Origin of the sequence: Enterovibrio calviensis DSM 14347 (assembly GCF_000621165.1) — a bacterium.
GTDB classification, from domain to species: Bacteria; Pseudomonadota; Gammaproteobacteria; order Enterobacterales; family Vibrionaceae; genus Enterovibrio; species Enterovibrio calviensis.
The window spans coordinates 22,716-40,881 of sequence record NZ_JHZA01000021.1; the positions used below are offsets into that span (position 1 = coordinate 22,716).

At 47.5% G+C, this 18,166-nt stretch carries 20 protein-coding genes; 8 read left to right on the top strand and 12 right to left on the bottom strand.

What is annotated here, in order from left to right:
- Positions 1-5: 5 nt before the first annotated feature.
- The 8 genes from rseP to rpsB form a co-directional block, all read right to left on the bottom strand.
- Entirely contained in the window at positions 6-1,361 is a 1,356-nt protein-coding gene (rseP, locus tag Q365_RS0116240) for a sigma E protease regulator RseP (protein WP_028024341.1), read from the bottom strand.
- The gene (gene ispC / locus Q365_RS0116245) at positions 1,358-2,554 is read right to left on the bottom strand and encodes a 1-deoxy-D-xylulose-5-phosphate reductoisomerase (protein WP_028024342.1); all 1,197 of its coding nucleotides are present in this window, start codon (positions 2,552-2,554) and stop codon (positions 1,358-1,360) included. Before ispC ends, rseP begins: the two co-directional genes overlap by 4 nt.
- 66 nt (positions 2,555-2,620) lie before the next feature.
- Positions 2,621-3,469 (bottom strand): phosphatidate cytidylyltransferase, encoded by an 849-nt coding sequence (locus Q365_RS0116250; protein ID WP_028024343.1) that lies wholly within the window; start codon positions 3,467-3,469, stop codon positions 2,621-2,623.
- Between the two features lie 10 nt (positions 3,470-3,479).
- A complete protein-coding gene (locus tag Q365_RS0116255) occupies positions 3,480-4,250 on the bottom strand; it encodes an isoprenyl transferase (protein ID WP_035025196.1) in 771 nt (256 codons plus the stop codon).
- Positions 4,251-4,325: 75 nt separating this feature from the next.
- Positions 4,326-4,883 (bottom strand): ribosome recycling factor, encoded by a 558-nt coding sequence (gene frr, locus Q365_RS0116260; RefSeq protein ID WP_028024345.1) that lies wholly within the window; start codon positions 4,881-4,883, stop codon positions 4,326-4,328.
- 56 nt (positions 4,884-4,939) lie between these two features.
- On the bottom strand, positions 4,940-5,668 hold the full coding sequence (gene pyrH / locus Q365_RS0116265) for a UMP kinase (protein WP_028024346.1): 729 nt from the start codon (positions 5,666-5,668) through the stop codon (positions 4,940-4,942).
- Positions 5,669-5,755: 87 nt separating this feature from the next.
- Positions 5,756-6,601, bottom strand: coding sequence for a translation elongation factor Ts (tsf, locus tag Q365_RS0116270; RefSeq protein ID WP_028024347.1), 846 nt, complete (start codon positions 6,599-6,601; stop codon positions 5,756-5,758).
- Between the two features lie 130 nt (positions 6,602-6,731).
- A complete protein-coding gene (gene rpsB, locus Q365_RS0116275; protein WP_028024348.1) occupies positions 6,732-7,460 on the bottom strand; it encodes a 30S ribosomal protein S2 in 729 nt (242 codons plus the stop codon).
- Positions 7,461-7,779: 319 nt separating this feature from the next.
- On the opposite strand from rpsB, the gene map reads away from it, so the two are divergent.
- The 3 genes from map to Q365_RS0116295 all read left to right on the top strand — a co-directional run bounded on the left by map (position 7,780) and on the right by Q365_RS0116295 (position 11,803).
- A complete protein-coding gene (gene map / locus Q365_RS0116285) occupies positions 7,780-8,577 on the top strand; it encodes a type I methionyl aminopeptidase (RefSeq protein WP_028024349.1) in 798 nt (265 codons plus the stop codon).
- Positions 8,578-8,637: 60 nt separating this feature from the next.
- On the top strand, positions 8,638-11,259 hold the full coding sequence (glnD, locus tag Q365_RS0116290) for a bifunctional uridylyltransferase/uridylyl-removing protein GlnD (protein ID WP_035025199.1): 2,622 nt from the start codon (positions 8,638-8,640) through the stop codon (positions 11,257-11,259).
- A gap of 166 nt (positions 11,260-11,425) precedes the next feature.
- Positions 11,426-11,803 (top strand): DUF3461 family protein, encoded by a 378-nt coding sequence (locus Q365_RS0116295; RefSeq protein ID WP_028024351.1) that lies wholly within the window; start codon positions 11,426-11,428, stop codon positions 11,801-11,803.
- Positions 11,804-11,906: 103 nt separating this feature from the next.
- Here the strand turns inward: Q365_RS0116295 and truC are convergent, their stop codons facing one another.
- On the bottom strand, positions 11,907-12,638 hold the full coding sequence (gene truC / locus Q365_RS0116300) for a tRNA pseudouridine(65) synthase TruC (RefSeq protein ID WP_028024352.1): 732 nt from the start codon (positions 12,636-12,638) through the stop codon (positions 11,907-11,909).
- 12 nt (positions 12,639-12,650) lie between these two features.
- The gene (locus tag Q365_RS0116305) at positions 12,651-12,977 is read right to left on the bottom strand and encodes a YqcC family protein (RefSeq protein ID WP_028024353.1); all 327 of its coding nucleotides are present in this window, start codon (positions 12,975-12,977) and stop codon (positions 12,651-12,653) included.
- A 180-nt stretch (positions 12,978-13,157) separates the two neighbouring features.
- Here Q365_RS0116305 and Q365_RS0116310 point away from each other — a divergent pair, with 180 nt between their 5' ends.
- The 4 genes from Q365_RS0116310 to Q365_RS0116325 all read left to right on the top strand — a co-directional run bounded on the left by Q365_RS0116310 (position 13,158) and on the right by Q365_RS0116325 (position 15,879).
- Complete coding sequence (locus Q365_RS0116310; RefSeq protein ID WP_028024354.1) at positions 13,158-14,201, top strand: DUF3549 family protein; 1,044 nt, start codon at positions 13,158-13,160, stop codon at positions 14,199-14,201.
- Positions 14,198-14,506, top strand: a complete 309-nt coding sequence (locus Q365_RS0116315; protein WP_028024355.1) for a DUF3301 domain-containing protein — start codon at positions 14,198-14,200, stop codon at positions 14,504-14,506. The genes Q365_RS0116310 and Q365_RS0116315 overlap by 4 nt, the downstream gene beginning before the upstream one ends.
- A 767-nt stretch (positions 14,507-15,273) precedes the next feature.
- Positions 15,274-15,507 carry a DUF2789 family protein gene (locus Q365_RS0116320; RefSeq protein WP_028024356.1) on the top strand — a complete coding sequence of 78 codons (234 nt, stop codon included), beginning with the start codon at positions 15,274-15,276 and terminating at the stop codon, positions 15,505-15,507.
- Between the two features lie 78 nt (positions 15,508-15,585).
- On the top strand, positions 15,586-15,879 hold the full coding sequence (locus tag Q365_RS0116325; protein WP_028024357.1) for a DUF5320 domain-containing protein: 294 nt from the start codon (positions 15,586-15,588) through the stop codon (positions 15,877-15,879).
- Here the strand turns inward: Q365_RS0116325 and Q365_RS0116330 are convergent, their stop codons facing one another.
- Both Q365_RS0116330 and syd read right to left on the bottom strand, forming a co-directional pair.
- Positions 15,880-16,653 (bottom strand): Zn-ribbon-containing protein, encoded by a 774-nt coding sequence (locus tag Q365_RS0116330; RefSeq protein ID WP_028024358.1) that lies wholly within the window; start codon positions 16,651-16,653, stop codon positions 15,880-15,882.
- 4 nt (positions 16,654-16,657) lie between these two features.
- Entirely contained in the window at positions 16,658-17,203 is a 546-nt protein-coding gene (gene syd, locus Q365_RS0116335; RefSeq protein ID WP_028024359.1) for a SecY-interacting protein, read from the bottom strand.
- Positions 17,204-17,265: 62 nt separating this feature from the next.
- On the opposite strand from syd, the gene queF reads away from it, so the two are divergent.
- Complete coding sequence (queF, locus tag Q365_RS0116340) at positions 17,266-18,111, top strand: NADPH-dependent 7-cyano-7-deazaguanine reductase QueF (RefSeq protein ID WP_028024360.1); 846 nt, start codon at positions 17,266-17,268, stop codon at positions 18,109-18,111.
- The last annotated feature ends 55 nt before the right edge of the window (positions 18,112-18,166 follow it).

An 18,166-nucleotide genomic window follows, 5' to 3' on the forward strand; every position in this document is an offset into this window, starting at 1 on the left:
TGATTTTATAGTCGGGCAAAATCGTTAAATAACGCCACGGCCATCAGTACTACGATAATGGCTGAACCAACCCGATATCCTATATCCTGCACACGTTCAGAAACGGGGCGGCGTGTCACGGCTTCAACACCAAAAAATAACAGGTGTCCGCCATCAAGAACCGGTAACGGTAACAGGTTAATAATGCCTAAATTCACGCTAATCAGCGCGAGAAAACCAAGAAAGTATACCAGACCGAAGTCCGCGGTCATCCCTGCACCTTTGGCAATTGAAATTGGGCCACTCAAGTTTTTCACGGCGACATCGCCCGTGAATAACTTTTTGATCATTTGTGCAGTCAGCACCACCACCTGCCACGTTTTGTCCATAGCGGCAGGAATGGCTTCTAACGGGCCATACTGCAGTGTAAAGCGGTACGTTTCTGGCCATTCCCCAACTTGTGGGGCGAACCCAGCGTAACCAACTTGCTTATTCCCTTGCTCGCGGCTATTCGGAGTCAGCGAGAACGTCATGTCACGTCCATCTCGATTCACAACGATTGGCAGCATCATTTCTGGGTGAGCTCGAACAACATTGACAATCAAACTCCAATCATCAACGGTTTGACCGTCAACTGAGACCAATTTGTCACCAACTTGCAAACCAGCCTGTTCTGCTGCGCTCCCCTCAATAACCTGCGCGATCACGTTAGTGATCTCCGGCGAATAAGGTGTTAATCCTAATGTACGTAACGCTGATTGATACTCAGGATCAAAAGACCAGGTAGTCAAATCCAACGATTTATCGACCGTATAACCTGCACTCTCGTTCGGCATCACCGATAACGTCATTTCGTCATCACCAATATGCGAAATAAGCTGCAAGTTAACAGATTCCCAATCAGGCGTTTGGATACCAGATACGGCAGTAAGTTCCATGCCACTCTCTAATCCGGCCTGCGCAGCAATAGATTGGGGAGCTACCTCACCAATCACTGGCTTTATCGCAGGTGTACCCATCACCATCACTAGCCAGTAAGCCACGATGGCAAACAGGAAATTGGCAAGAGGACCTGCTGCGACAATAGCACTGCGTTGCCACAATGGACGATTGTTGAATGCCATGTCTTTTTGTTCAGGAGGCACATCGTCAACACGCTCGTCGAGCATTTTGACATAACCACCAAGCGGTATCATAGCAATCGTGTATTCGGTACCGTCTTTGCCGACGCGTTGCCAAATCGCCTTACCAAAACCAATAGAGAAGCGCTCGACTTTCACACCACATCGGCGAGCAACCCAAAAATGCCCATACTCATGCACGGCTACCAAAATACCGAGCGCAACGATGAAGAAAAGTAAATTCCAAAGAATGCCGCTCATCGCGTCAATCCTTTCATGCAGTCTTTTGCCATTTCACGCGCCTTAGTATCAATTTCAAGTAAACATTCCATGCTTGATGGCTCCATTAACTCAGCCCGTTGTAGCACAGCATCATTGATCTCGGCAATCTGCATAAATCCAATATTGCCAGCCAGAAATGCCTCAACGGCGACTTCGTTCGCAGCGTTTAGTGTGGTGGTAGCTGCTTGGCCAACGTAACACGCTTCGATGGCAAGTTTCAGGCAAGGGTAGCGATCAAAATCGGGTTTCAAGAAGGTAAAATCACCGACTTCACTAAAGTCGAGTGGCTTCACACCTGCGTCAATGCGATTAGGATAAGACATGGCATACGCGATCGGCGTACACATATCAGGATGACCCATTTGTGCTAACACTGAGCCGTCGCGATACTGAACCATAGAATGGATAACAGACTGTGGATGAATGATCACATCAAGCTGATCTCGTTTAGCATTAAATAGCCAACGCGCTTCGATATATTCCAACCCCTTATTCATCATGGTGGCGGAATCTACCGAGATTTTAGGACCCATCGACCAATTTGGATGGGCGATAGCTTGAGCTGGCGTAACCGATGCCAAAACATCAATATCGGTATAACGAAACGGCCCACCAGAGCCTGTCAGCAAAATCTTACTGACACCTTCAGAGGCGAGATCGCAAATACCGGGATTGGATTGAATAGACGCAGGGAGACATTGGAATATCGCGTTGTGTTCACTGTCGACAGGAAGCAACTCTGCGCCATACTGATGCACGGCATCAATAAAGAACTGCCCAGACATGACGAGGGCTTCTTTATTCGCTAACAGGATACGCTTACCCGCTTTTACCGCTGCCATGGTGGGCATTAAACCTGCCGCCCCCACCACTGCCGCCATCACGGTATCGACGTCATCATGGCAAGCAATCGCACATAGGCCGTCAATGCCACTGAGCACTTCTGTTTTCGAACCTTGGTTGGCCAGAGCCAAACGCAAAGATTTTGCAGCCGTATCATCAGCCATTGCTGCAAACTTGGGGCTCCACTTCAAACACAGAAGCAGCATTTCATTGACGTTAGCATTCGCGGCAATGGCAAAGACACGGTACGCCGAAGGATTTTTTTCGACGACTGCTAGCGTGCTTGTCCCAATTGAGCCTGTTGCACCAAGAATCGTTAAATTACGCATAGAAAACTCTAATCATTGTTTCGTCTGGTCAAAAGACAACTCACCGGCAAAATGCCGGTGAATGATTTATGCCAACCAGAAATACAATACGGTGAAAACAGGAAAGGCAGCAGTTAGGCTGTCGATTCTATCCAGTATTCCGCCATGACCAGGAAGAATACTGCCACTGTCTTTCACACCAGCTACTCGCTTAAACATGCTTTCAGCAAGGTCGCCCAGTACGGAGGCAAATGATGTCACCAAAGCAACAACGCCAAGCATCGGGAGTGAAGAAAACGGAATCGAAAAGTAATTCGCCGCAGCAAGAGTGACAGCAACCGATGCAATCAAACCACCAATAAGACCTTCAACCGTCTTATTTGGGCTAACAGAAGGTGCCATTTTGCGTTTACCGAAGCGCTTACCTGAAAAGTACGCCCCTGTGTCAGCAGCCCAAACCAGCAGACAAACCGTCAATACCAATTTAGCGCCGAGAAAAGGGTCAAGTTCATAGTGATAAGCACGAAGTAACAGAACACTCCATAGAAATGGAACCAATGTTAATACGCCGAAGACTTGTTGCAACGGAGCACTGTTAGCCCACCACCCTGTTGCTTTGGGGTACTTCAAAACCATACCCGTTGCCACTAACCACCACAGTGCACCGATTAACGCAATCGCGCCTGCATTGAATGTGGATAAATTCATCCCTAATTCTGACAGTGGCAGTAAAAACGCCGAGCTAAGAAGTACCGCTGCGGGCACGAAAAAAGCCCCCAGACGAGAAGACGTTACGACAAATTTTGTCCATTCCCAGTGACCAAGCAGGGTAACACCAGCCACGGCAATAATAAAAAGTTGGAACGGCAAAAAGAAGATACCTGCGATAACTAATGGCGCTAACACAGAAGCCGTTAAGACACGTTGTTTCAGCAAACGAAACCCTCTATTTTTCTACTTGTAACATGGCCTTAATTTGTTCACCGGTGCAGCCAAAACGGCGCTCACGGTTGATAAACCAAGCGATGGCTTCGGTAAGACTGGTCTCATCGAAGTCGGGCCAAAACTGTTCAGTAAAATACAGCTCTGCATAAGCTGCCTGCCACAACATAAAGTTGCTGATGCGGCACTCTCCACTGGTTCGAATCATCAAATCAACATCAGGCATAAACGCTGTTGTTAGATGTGCTTGAATATCGGCTTCGGTCAACTGTTGCGGTGGAATTTCTCCACGTTCAACTTGACCCGCCAATTTTTGAACTGCTTGTAATATATCCCATTGTCCGCCGTAATTAGCGGCCACGTTTAAAGTGAGTCCACGGTTGTTCGCAGTCAGCGCTTCTGCCGACGCAATCTTATCTTGTAATGACTGACTAAATCGCGACTTATCGCCGATTACCTTGAGCCGAACACCATTTTTATGAAGGCGTTTTACTTCACGTCCTAAAACCGTGACAAAAAGCTCCATCAATAGGCTGACTTCTTCTTCCGGACGGCGCCAGTTCTCACTGCTGAACGCAAACAGGGTGAGTACTTGTATGCCGAGGCGGTTAGCAGTAGAAACCGTTTTTCGAACAGCATCAACACCGGCTTTGTGCCCAAACATTCGGGCTTTACCGCGTGCTTTTGCCCAACGGCCATTTCCGTCCATAATGACGGCAATGTGTTTGGGAAGCAGGCTAGGGTCTATCTCTAGACAGGAGGATTGGGAGCTCATCATTATCCTTCGCAAATAAAAAGCGCTGTACTGCTAGCACAGCGCTTTGGCAATGGAATCAGAGTGTAGCCGGAATTAGACTTCCATCAACTCTTTTTCTTTCGCTTCAAGAATCGCGTCAATATCTTTTACTGCTGCATCAGTCAGCTTTTGGATATCGTCTTGACCACGACGCTCGTCATCTTCAGAAATGTCTTTCTCTTTCAGAAGACCTTTCAAATCGCTGTTTGCATCACGACGAATGTTACGTACAGCAACACGACCGCCTTCTGCTTCACCACGAACGATCTTAACGAGGTCACGACGACGCTCTTCAGTCAATGGTGGCAATGGAACACGAATGACTGCACCCGCAGACATAGGGTTCAGACCCAAGCTTGAGCTCATGATCGCTTTCTCTACCGCTTGCGATATTGAACGATCGAAAACTGTAATAGCCAGTGTGCGTGAGTCTTCAGCAACGATAGAAGCCAATTGCTTCAGGGGAGTCGGCGCACCGTAGTATTCTACAGACAGGCCATCTAGCAATGCAGGGTGTGCACGGCCAGTACGGATTTTAGACAGAGTATTCTTCAGCGCTTCAACGCTTTTCTGCATGCGTTCTTTCGCATCTGCGTTAATTTCATTGATCACGAGAGTATCCTTGAAAATTCTTTTTTCTAATTCGCGGATTATGCCACTAAATTAGATTAACCGTTATTAATTAGTGTGCCTTCTTGCTCACCCATCACAACTCGGCGCAAAGCACCTGGCTTATTCATGTTAAATACACGCATCGGCATCTTGTGATCACGTGCCAAAGTGAAGGCAGCTAAGTCCATCACTTTCAATTCTTTTTCTAGCACGTCTTGGTAAGTGAGGTGGCTGTAAAGCTCAGCATCAGGGTTTTTCGCTGGGTCATCGGTAAATACACCATCAACTTTGGTGGCTTTAATCACGATGTCTGACTCGATTTCAATACCGCGCAAACACGCCGCAGAGTCAGTCGTGAAGAATGGGTTACCAGTACCTGCAGAGAAAATGACAACGCGGCCATTACGAAGCTGGCTAATAGCTTCAGCCCAGTTGTAGCTGTCACACACACCATTGAGTGGAATCGCAGACATTACCCGCGCGTTCACATAGGCACGGTGCAATGCATCACGCATCGCCAGACCGTTCATTACGGTTGCTAGCATACCCATGTGGTCGCCCACAACCCTGTTCATACCCGCTTCGGCAAGACCTGCACCACGGAATAGGTTACCACCACCGATAACCAAGCCAACTTGCACGCCAAGCTCAACAAGTTCTTTAATTTCTTGCGCCATGCGGTCTAGAACGGCTGGGTCAATACCGAAGCCCTCTTTTCCTTGCAGCGCTTCGCCGCTCAATTTAAGCAAAATTCGTTGATAAGCTGGTTTTGGGTTTGTAGTCATGCTCACGACCTTTAGGCACTTACTTATACGGATGGGATTGTAAAAAGACCGCAGGATTCTGCGGTCTTTTGGGTTCTCTGGAAAGGATTAACCTTTCTGAGCAGCAGCAACTTCTTCAGCGAAGCTCATGCCAGAAGCTTTTTCGATACCTTCACCTACTTCTAGGCGAACAAAGCTAGAAACTGACGCGCCTTTCTCTTTCAAGAATTCGCCAACAGATTTCTTAGGTTCCATGATGAATGGTTGACCAGTTAGAGAAACTTCGCCGGTGAATTTCTTCATGCGGCCAACAACCATTTTCTCAGCGATTTCTTGAGGCTTACCCTCGTTCATCGCGATTTCAACTTGGATTTGTTGCTCTTTAGCAACAACGTCAGCTGGTACGTCTTCTGGAGTAACGAACTCTGGCTTAGAAGCAGCAACGTGCATAGCTACGTGCTTAAGAACTTCTGCGTCGCCTTCACCAGCAACAACAACACCAATGCGCTCGCCGTGACGGTAAGAAGCAATAGATGCGCCTTGAACGTATTGAACGCGACGAATAGAGATGTTCTCACCGATCTTAGTCACTAGAGCGATACGTGCTTCTTCGAATTGCGCTTGCAATTCTTCAACAGTCGCTTTAGACGCTAGAGCTGCATCAGCAACTTCGTTTGCGAATACAGTGAAGTTGCCATCTTTAGCAACGAAGTCAGTTTGGCAGTTAACTTCTACCAGTACTGCAACGCCGTCAGCATCTTTGATGATGATAGCGCCTTCGGCTGCGATGTTACCTGCTTTCTTAGCAGCTTTCGCAGCGCCACTTTTGCGCATGTTTTCGATTGCTAGTTCGATGTCAGCGTTTGCTTCTACAAGCGCCTTTTTACATTCCATCATACCTGCGCCAGTACGCTCACGCAGTTCTTTAACCAGGGCAGCGGTAACAGTTGCCATTGTTCATTCCTCGATTCGAAACTTTTGGGTAAAAATCAGGGGCCTAATATGGGCCCCTGCTAACCTACTTAGCTTACAGTGCCGTTCATGACAGCCTGATGGCTAAGAACGCTCACAAGGAGCAATTGTATTACTCAGCGACTTCAACTAGCTCGTCTTCAGCTTGAGCTACGATGTCCTGGCTACGGCCTTCAGTGTAAGACTGAGCTGCAGCGTTCAGGTACAGTTGAACTGCGCGGATTGCATCGTCGTTACCTGGGATAACGAAATCAACGCCATCTGGGTCAGAGTTGGTATCAACTACCGCGTACACTGGGATACCCAGGTTGTTTGCTTCTTTAATAGCAATGTGCTCGTGATCAGCATCGATTACGAACAGAGCGTCTGGAAGACCAGCCATGTTCTTGATACCGCCCAGAGATTTTTCAAGTTTTTCCATCTCACGGGTGCGCATCAGAGCTTCTTTCTTAGTCAGCTTCTCGAAAGTACCGTCAGTAGACTGAACTTCAAGCTCTTTAAGACGTTTGATTGACTGGCGAACAGTTTTCCAGTTAGTCAGCATACCGCCCAACCAACGGTTGTTCACGTAGTACTGATCACAGCTTTCAGCTGCTGCTTTAACAGATTCGCTAGCGGCACGCTTAGTACCAACGAAAAGTACTTTACCTTTACGCTCACCAACTTTAGTCAGTTCGCCAAGTACTTTGTTGAACATTGGTACAGTTTTTTCTAGGTTAATGATATGAACCTTGTTACGTGCACCAAAGATGAATGGCTTCATCTTAGGGTTCCAGTAACGGGTTTGGTGACCAAAGTGAACACCAGCTTTAAGCATGTCGCGCATTGAAACAGTAGCCATTATAATTCCTCTCGGGGTTAGGCCTCCACATATCCCATACCACCGACCCGTAAAGGGCACCCCGGAGCATGTGTCGATATGTGTGTGAGTTAGTTAAATTGTATTTAGTGAAACCACCAGCATAGAACCTGAAATTCAGATTAACCAAGATGGCGTATTTCGGCGCGCTTTATACCATGAAAAGCACCCCATAATCCAGCATAAAAAAGCATCTCTGCTGGAGAGTAAGGTTTCCACAAGGCGATGCGATTGATAATATGTAGCGATAGCATTCCATTCCTCCCTCCTGTTTTCGAAGGGAGCCAACTGAGAGAAAGCAATGAGCGCCACGATAAAATCAGCTGAAGAAATCGAAAGAATGCGCGAGGCTGGTCGCCTTGCTGCTGACGTGCTAGAGATGATCGAGCCACATGTACAAGCCGGCGTTTCCACAAAAGAGTTGGATGACATTTGCCATAAGTACATCACTGAGACGCAAAGCGCGATCCCTGCACCGCTCAATTATCACGGCTTTCCTAAGTCAATTTGTACCTCTATCAACCACGTTGTTTGTCACGGCATTCCAAGCGAAAGCGATGTGTTGAAAGATGGCGACATCATCAATATCGATATCACAGTAATCAAAGATGGTTACCACGGTGACACATCGAAAATGTTCCTTGTGGGTGAAGTGTCAGCAGAAGACAAAGCACTTTGTCATGTTGCGCAAGAAAGCCTTTACCAAGCGCTGAAAAAAGTAAAACCCGGTGCACGTATTGGTGATTTGGGCACTGAAATCCAGAAATTCATCAAAAATCGTCCTAAGCGTTACTCAATCGTTAAAGATTACTGTGGCCATGGCATTGGCGCTGAATTTCATGAAGAACCACAAGTGGTTCACTACAAAAACAGTGATCGCACACAAATCAAAGCGGGTATGTGTTTCACCATCGAGCCAATGATTAACGCCGGTAAATTCAACACGGAATTGGATGACAACGATGGCTGGACGGTTTACACCGCTGATAAGAAAAAATCGGCACAGTGGGAACACACCATTTTGGTCACCGACACCGGATGCGAAATACTGACTTTGCGAAGCGACGAAAAACTGCCTCGCATATTAAATAACGCATAAGCTTTAAAAACGTCGGCCTTCGTGCCGACTTTTTTATATTGGCAAGATTCAAGGAAGAAAATGAACGACGTTTTGTGCGCCCCAACCGAGCTTACCGATGAGCAAATCAACCTTGCAGAGCTTAAAAACCAGCTCGTGCTTTTTGGTGATAATCAAAAAACCGCTTTTTTGAATAACGTGTCGGTCAATGATCTGGTCTACCAACGCTCAGATTATTTTGACGACCTACTCGCTCGGCTATGGAAGCACTTCAATTTTCATCAACATCCTAACCTTGCACTGGTCGCAGTCGGTGGATACGGTCGCCGAGAGCTGCACCCCCTTTCTGATATCGATCTATTAATACTCAGTGAAGGCGGGCTCGATAAAGATTATCAAGTTCGTATCAGTGAGTTTGTCACCTTGCTTTGGGATCTTAAGCTCGAAGTGGGGCATGCGGTACGAACACTGAAAGAGTGTATCGACGTAGGGTTAGACGACCTCACCGTTGCCACAAACCTACAAGAAGCTCGACTGTTGTGCGGCGGTGAACGCATTTATCATGAGCTCAAAACACAAATCCACTCTGAGCAGTTTTGGCCTAGCGCAAAGTTTTTCGATGCAAAAGTCAAAGAACAAAAAGAGCGTCATGCGCGTTATCACGACACCGCTTACAACCTAGAACCAGACATCAAATCAAGCCCTGGTGGGCTTCGCGACATCCACACGCTCAGTTGGATTGCTCGCCGACACTTTGGTGCGACAAGCCTGCGTGAGATGAGCAAGTATGGCTTCCTAACAGACGCTGAATTTCGAGAGCTGGATGAATGCCAGACCATGCTGTGGCGCATTCGATTTGCCCTACATCTTGAGTTGCGACGCTATGACAACCGCCTTACCTTCTCACATCAACCATCGGTAGCAGAAACACTGAGCTACAAAGGTGAAGGCAATCGTGGCATTGAGCTCATGATGAAAGACTTCTATCGCACGCTGGGCAGGGTGTCTGAACTGAACAAAATGCTGATCCGTTTGTTCGAAATCGCGATCCAAGATGAACCTAGCAGCAAGAAAATCGAAAAACTCAGTGATGACTTTCAAAGACGTGGACGTCAAATTGAAGCGCGTAAGCCCGCCCTCTTTCAAGCGCGCCCTGATACCATCATTGATATGTTCTTGCACATTGCCAATGACAAATCGATTGAGTCCATTTCCGCACCTACCCTTCGTCAATTACGCACAGCCCGTCGTCGTCTAAATCGCTTCTTGTGTGATATCCCAGAAGCCAAAGAGAAATTCATCGAGCTAACGCGCCACCCTAACGCGTTACACAAAGCCTTTTCTCTTATGCACAAACACGGTGTGCTGTCTGCCTACTTGCCGCAGTGGAGCCAAATTGTTGGCCAAATGCAGTTTGACCTCTTCCATGCATATACTGTTGATGAGCACACGGTGCGCCTGTTAAAACACATCAACAGTTATTCTCAAGAAGAGAATCGCGACAAGCACCCCATTTGTTGCGACGTTTACCCGCGTCTCGCCAAACCTGAGTTGCTTCTTCTTGCCGCCATGTTCCATGACATCGGCAAAGGACGCGGCGGCGACCATTCAGTGATTGGCGCTGAAGAAGCCTATGCCTTTTGCATTGAGCACGACTTTTCTCGCCCAGAAGCCAATTTGGTCAGCTGGTTAGTGGGTAACCACCTGCTCATGTCCGTCACCGCGCAACGCCGCGACATCTACGACCCAGAAGTTATTACCGAATTTGCACAGAAGGTACGAGACGAAGAACGACTCGATTACCTTATCTGTCTCACTGTCGCAGACATCAATGCCACCAACCCCGAATTGTGGAATAGCTGGAAACGTACACTGCTTGCAGAGCTATATTACTCAACGCAGAAAGCACTGCGTCGTGGACTTGAAAACCCACCGGATATGCGTGAACGTATTCGCCACAATCAACATCTTGCCTCTGCGTTACTACGCAAGCACGGTCATACCCCGCGTGACATTGAACTGCTTTGGCAGCGATTCAAAGCCGATTATTTCTTACGCCACACACACAAACAAATTGCGTGGCATAGTGAGCACATATTGAATCATCACACTGACGAACCTTTGGTGCTGGTGAGTAAGAATGCCACCCGTGGCGGAACGGAAATCTTCGTTTATAGCCAAGACAAGGCCAGCCTGTTTGCCCGCGTGGTTGCGTCCTTAGACAAGAAAAACCTCAGCGTTCAAGACGCCCAGATCATGACGAGCAAAGATGGCTTTGCGCTAGACACCTTCATGGTGCTTGATGCCAACAACGATGCCATTTCTGTCGATCGCCATGAGAAGATCCGTGAAGGCGTAACTCTTGCCTTAATGCAAGATGGCGCGATTACGATTCCTGTCCGTCGTGCGCCACGAAAACTCATGGCTTTCAATGTAAAAACCCAAGTCACGTTTTTACCAACGCGAACAGGCCGACGCACCTTACTAGAACTCGTCGCCTTAGATACACCAGGGCTTCTGGCGCGTGTGGGCGCTGTACTTGCTCGTCAAAAAGTCTCGCTACAAGCGGCCAAAATCACGACCATAGGCGAACGCGCAGAAGACTTCTTTATTGTCACCGATGGCGAGAGACAGTGCCTGAAGGAAGACGCGCAGCAAGCATTGCGAGAAGCATTGTTTGATGCGATTAATGATGCGAGTTGACGGTGAAAGAAACTGGGTTTTCTCCCATATTCAGCATTTTAGGCGATCTCCACCACAAGTCTCAGACATTGATCAGTCATGCTATTGGGTGTGAATAAAAGGTGCTGCTAAAGTGTACGTAATGAACAGATAAACTCATATTCAGTGTGTATGCAAAGAGGCAGTTATGTATCAGAATCTACAGAATATCGGTATCGAAAAACCAGAGAACATAGAGCGCTATACCCTGCGTCAAGAGGCGAACTCTGACACACTGAAGATTTACTTTCACAAAGCGAAAGGCGAGTTGTTTGCTAAGAGCGTGAAGTTCAAATATCCGCGCCAACGCAAAAACGTTGTCGTCGACAGTGGCAGTGGTCGCTTCCGCGAAGTCACTGAGATCAATCGCAGCCTTTCTCTGGTCGTCGATGAGCTCGACAAGATCGTGAGAAAAGAACAAGGCGAGCAAGATACTAAGAAGAAAATCTTGCGTGACCTTCGCCATCTAGAAAAGGTCGTTGCCAGCAAGATCGCCGAGATCGAATCGGATCTCGAAAAGCTATAGCTTAAAGCGTTAGCGCCGAACTTTGATAAAAAAACCGCCTTATACAGGGCGGTTTTTTGTTTAGGTGTGTTAACCCAGTATTAAACCGATACGGCTGCCTACTTTAAAGTTTCTCGCTTAATCCAAGCCCATCCAGCACTCGACGCCAAACCGAATCCACCTTAGCTTCAATGGTTATCAATTCTTCTGTTACTGGGTGAGAAAACTGCGTGCTTGATGCATGAAGAAGAAGCTGATGACACTCAAACTCATCTCGGAATAATCGGTTATGCCGACCATCACCATGGTTTACATCCCCCACAATGTGATGGCTCAAGTGGTGCATATGGCGACGCAACTGGTGCTTTCGTCCGGTATGCGGTTTCATTTCCACCAGCGTGTATCTGCAGCTCTGGTAACGTCCCATCGGGATCGCTAACTCAGCATGCGCTAGCGGTTCATATTCTGTGATCGCTTCTTTCGCTTCGGGTTCTTTTGTGGCTTTTTTATCGGCGATCTTATCTAGCTCTTCCTTCAAAGGATAATCGAGCGTTGCCCCTTCCTGAATCCAACCTCTAACAATCGCGTGATACGTCTTTTGAATGTCTCGCCCTGCAAATTTAGGCATCATTTGTGATGCCATCTCTGAAGACAAGGCAAACAACAAAACGCCAGATGTCGGTCTATCTAAGCGATGCAACGGATAGACGTGCTGCCCTATTTGATCACGTAGCGTTTGCATGACAAAACGGGTTTCCCCTTTGTCCAACCAAGAGCGATGCACAAGCATGCCAGAGGGTTTGTTGACGGCAATCAGCCATTCATCGCGATAAAGTACTTCTAATTCAATTTGCATCTTACTTCGGTATCACTGAGAAGGAGTTTGAAAAAGGGCGTCAATGTCTTGAGATACACGCGTAATGTCAGCGTGTCCCTGAGCACCTTGAAGCGCCTCTTCTACATAGGGAGAAATGGAAAACGAAATCGGAAGTGGGTGCATATGCGCCGTTAGGAACCACATTTTCGGGATAAAGATCCATTGCAACCATTCCGCACATGTCAGGGTATCAATAGCAAAAGGTTCTTTGCTCCCCAAAGCTTCAGTTGACGGAGACGTTTCTTGCCAATGCCCATGGTGCTCGAGCGCTTGCTGCAACTGTGCGAGTAGCGCCTCAACTTCTTGGTGTTTGCTCATAGAATCATTCTCTTCTTTCGCCGCATGGGTTGAAATTTCGATATGACGCTAGCATATCATCATTCATAACACGCAGTGAAAAGGCCTGTTACCTTTCAAGCCCGCGTTCATTAGGGATGATTGGTATACTGTTCGCCTCTCGCTCTCCGCCAACGATGGCAAGCAAATTTAGAAGTTATCATGGAAAATACGCTTTCTCTCAACGCCATTTTTACTCAGGCGAATTGTGAATTTGTCGCTTTTGATTTAAGCCGACGTGTCACTGAAATCAGTAATAAGGACTTTGTCGCCATCGAAGAAAACCGCGTGGCATACCCCTATCCAGCACAGCAAAACGCGCAAATGGGCATCGCCTTCTGGCAACCTAATCAACCCCCTTGGGTTTGGTTTTTGAAGATGCCACTCGATGAGCGAGGGCTACTTAAACAAGCGGCGCTTGGTGATTTCATTCAATACGTTGCTTCAGCCATGGGATCACGTCTCGACAAAAATCCAACAGAAGAAGAACAAGAAAAACTGGCCGCTAATCCATACACGTTTAAGCCGCAAGATGACAAGAAAGCCATGTTCCATGCTTTCTTGACGGATAGATTGCAGCAGCCTGCCAGCCAATATTACGACCATGCGCAGCACTACACGTCCGGCGAACTCGGTTGGGATAAATGGCAAGGTGTTGGTCTGCAAGGTCTTGCTGATCTGTGCGCAAGAATGGATCGCCATAACAACGCCACGAGAATTCGCAAAGCGGTTGGTAACATGCCAACCACGCCCAAGTACGCATTGTTAGGTTGCTTGGAACACTGCGAGATCCCAGATGCACTGGCATCGCGAATCGAAGAACATATTAATGAAATGCTGCACGCCGAAGAGGCCGATCTGTTTTTACTCGCCGCTCACGTTCGTGCTTTAGCTGGCGCATCGCCAGAAACACAACATGTACTGCTTGAAAAACTACTCGCGATACCGGCTCTTAGGCACCGCGAAATGTTGATAGCCATAGCTGGGCGATGTTGGCAATCACTCACTGATGAGCGTCTTTTGGACACATTTCTTATTGCCGTCGCCGATCAAGACGATCATGCCTTCTTCCAACAAATGGTTGCCGATCTGGTGATGATCCCCGCTCTTCGCCCGCACGTGTTGTCCTTACTACACGGCAGCGCATCAGACGCATTGATGCGCGCAGTTCAGCAGTTACAAGAACGCATTAAGGCTTCATCATGATCACGGATTTATTCTGGATAATTGTGATTGCTATTGCTGCCAGCATATTCTGGCAGCAACGACGTCAAAGTGAGTTGGCGAAACAGTTCATTCAGCGCCGCTGTCAGCAAATGGAAGTGCAATTGATCTCCATTGCTCGTGGTAGCCACAGTTTTGGCTGGCCAAAGGGCCCGCTCAATATCCAAACGCGCTATTACTTTGAGTTTTCTGTGAATGGCATCGATTGCTATCAAGGCTATGCGACGATGCGAGGAATGCGCTTACAAGATGTGTATATGCCAGCATATCCGATTCAAGAGGAATGAGGGCGTATTGAGGTGAGTGCGGGCGATACAGGATATTGTCTCCCGATCACGCCTATTTTTCACACTGTGTTTAAACGGCAATATTTTTAAACGCAGAAAAAAGAACGGGCGCGACTTTCGTCGCGCCCTGAGGTCTTACTTGCAGCTATCCTGCTACGAATGTGCTCCCTGCATCATTCCATGATCAGTGGCTGAATCCTTCAGCTTTATCCTTATCTCTCCGTCCTGGAGGTGTCCTTCGGTCTTACCTTGACCCGTCGAGTCATCCTGTCTCGATTCTCGTCCTCGTCCTGAGGGTGTCCTTTACTTCATCCTGAAGTGGTTCCTTAAGCCCCCATCCTGGGTTGTCCTAAGTGTCTTCCTGACCAGTAAATATCCTATTTACTGCTACGTTCCATCCGTGTCCCTAATGCCGCATTCCTTGCTAGTAACACAATCCGTGCGCTACCTGCTCATCCTGAGCTAACCAAGTCCGTGGTGTTAGTTCCTGTTCCGTATGTCAGTATCCTTCCGACACCGCAAAGATTACGCGAACCACATTTATGCACAAGCCATGAATGAATGATCGATCTCTCACTTTACGTTAAACACTAATCAGGAAAACATAACCAACTGAAAATATTGATATTTAAAAACGTTAGAGAGAATATCACCCTGCAAAAAACAGGATATTCCTACTTGCTTGTAAGAGATCTCTCACAAGCGGTTGGGACAGCTTACTCATCCAGCTTCTATACTTTCTAAAATCATCCAAAAGAGCATCGCCAATGGAAGTATTCACGCACGATCTTGAACACCTGTTTCAGCAATTAGGTCTACCATCAGACGCCGCGGATATTCGTTCGTTTATTGAGGAACATAGTTTGTCGGACGAAGAGAATTTATTGACGGCAACATTTTGGACGACGAGCCAACGTCAATTTTTAGAAGAGGCAAAATCACAAGATGCAGATTGGGTCGAGCAAATCGATATCCTAGATACTCTGTTGCGCAAGGCATAAACTTCCTGTATTCATCGGTACCCATTAGCGGATAACATTGTTCATGCCGCAACATGATGATGAATAAGGGATAGCACCATGAGCACTGACTTTACCCCAATTTTAGAGCAAGCCATTCAATCTCTTCTACGAGAGGGCAAAGATCCGAGTATCGCACTCGTTAAAAGCAGGCTAAGCCAGCCGGTGCCAATGCCATTGATCATCAGTGCACTACAACGCTGGAAAAAAAGTGGCAAGGTGCCGAAGATCGAGGTGGTCACCAGTGAAAAAAGCGCTGAGGAGAAAATTGAAGCGTTGGAAGGCCAAGTCAAGGCGTTAACCGCAAGGCTTGAAGCCTTAGAGCAACGCCTAATTACAAGCAACAAAAACTAGTTACTGAAAGTCCCACGACAAGTTAGACACGATACGACAGCTATCGCATTTAAAATGGAATACGTCATGAAGCGGGGTTTCTAACGACCAATCACCGCCACATTTGGGGCATTTTCTCGCCAGTTCAGATTCAGCATCATTCCCGCCTACACGGTATTGGTAATAGTAAGTGGGGACTTTGGTGATGTACTCAATCCGGCCACGAATGTCCCAGCCTTTTCGAAACAGAAGGCTGTCCACATCCTGAATTTCAGCCAAAGCTGCATGTTCTGCTTTGAACGAGCCTGCCATTTGGATCTCGTCGCACGCTTGCCATTCGGTTTGCCATTTAATTTCCGCTTTGTGGTCACCATTGAAGGTGGCAGGAAAGCGATACAACGGAATTGGCAATAACGTTTCACCGCAGCGTAACGGCGAGCAGGTATGCACATACGTGGTGTACATCACTTGCCATGAGCGATCTTCAACTTGGGCACTTTCTTCCGAGTTAATATCACGCCCCAGCACTTTTAACTTCGGCGATAACAAACACGCATCAGACAATTGGCGTATTTTCAACGCGACCTGAGGACTATGGTATTTAGGATTTAGGCTATCTTTTTCTGGGCACACGGCACGCACATGAAACACCCCCTCCCCCATGACCATTGGAAACTCTCGACCTAACACCTGTCCGTTATAGCGTAAGGCATCCATCAACCCATTAACTGAGCGATCCACGGCAGAGATCGTCGTGTCATCAAAGCACTCAAAGGTCAGTTCAACCACATACATACAACTAGGCCTCCGGCGTCAACATACCGAGAAACGTCACGACGTTGGGAGCGAGTACATTGCGCTCTTTCGTCCCGATACGCTCTTTAATGACTTCACCTGTCACGCTACAAATCGACACCACATCGAATTCATCATCCGTTGAGGCGATGAAAACGGTTGGGTTCTGCTTTAATCGCTTTTGCATGAGCAAATGACCCAGCATATTCTCTTGCAGGCGGGGTAAATCCTCATCACTCCATACCTGAATAAGTTCTAGAGAGTGACCATTGAATGATGCGGTCATATCGCCACAGTAAAGACCCGCATAAAACGCCTTGATGTCTTCATGTAGACTAATACCAATACCGTCTTCAACATTGCTGAAGTCAGCAGGCTCGTCTCGCATCACTGGCTGCCAAATCACCGTGTCATCGGTTTCTTGCAACACGCATGGAGAGGCTAGGCCGAAATAGGCGTCGCTTTGAGGTTTTGAACCATGTTGTGTATTCCAAGCATCGACAAAACGCTCGCTGAACGACCAAAGCGCATGAGTGACAGAGTGATTCATTAGCAAGATTCCTCAAGATTCAGTAAACTTTGCGCATTCTAATCGATCCGTGGCAAAACCGTATGAGCAAATATCAAGATGCAAAAGAACTTGCTGGCCTGTCGCTAGGTCAGAAAACGGACTATCAAGAGCACTATGCTCCTGAGCTGCTGCAACCTGTACCGCGTAGCCTTAATCGTGATGACCTAGATTTAGGGGACTCACTGCCTTTTACCGGTTACGACATTTGGACACTTTACGAATTGTCATGGCTCAATGGCAAAGGGTTGCCACAAGTGGCTATTGGTGAAGTTCGCCTACCCGCCACCAGCCCGAACTTGATCGAATCCAAGTCGTTCAAACTCTACCTCAACAGCTTCAATCAAACACGTTTTGATAGCTGGCAGGAAGTGGTCGATACCTTGGCGAAAGACTTGTCAGCCTGCGCTGGCGAGGATGTCGATGTAACTATCTTGCCCCTTGAAGAGTTCAGCAACACACCAGTGATTGCGTTCGGTGGCGAAAACATTGATGACCAAGATATCGAAATCACCGACTATGCGTTTGATCCAAGCATATTAGAAGGCGCGGCTGAAGGCCCTGTGGTGAGCGAAACACTTAATAGTGATTTGTTGAAGTCCAACTGCCTTATCACTAACCAACCTGATTGGGGATCGGTGCGCATTGCCTATAAAGGCCCTAAGATTAACCGTGAAAAACTACTACGTTATGTGGTGTCTTTCCGTCGCCACAATGAGTTCCACGAGCAATGCGTTGAACGTATTTTCACGGATCTGATGAAGTACTGTCAGCCTGAATTGTTGACGGTTTACGCACGCTACACGCGCCGCGGTGGTTTGGACATCAACCCATATCGTACTAACATGGGTAAAACACCAAGCGAAAATAACCGACTCGCTCGTCAATAATTTCGAAACAGGCTCAGGGTTCTGAGCCTTTTTTCTTCACAATCATAGACTCTGC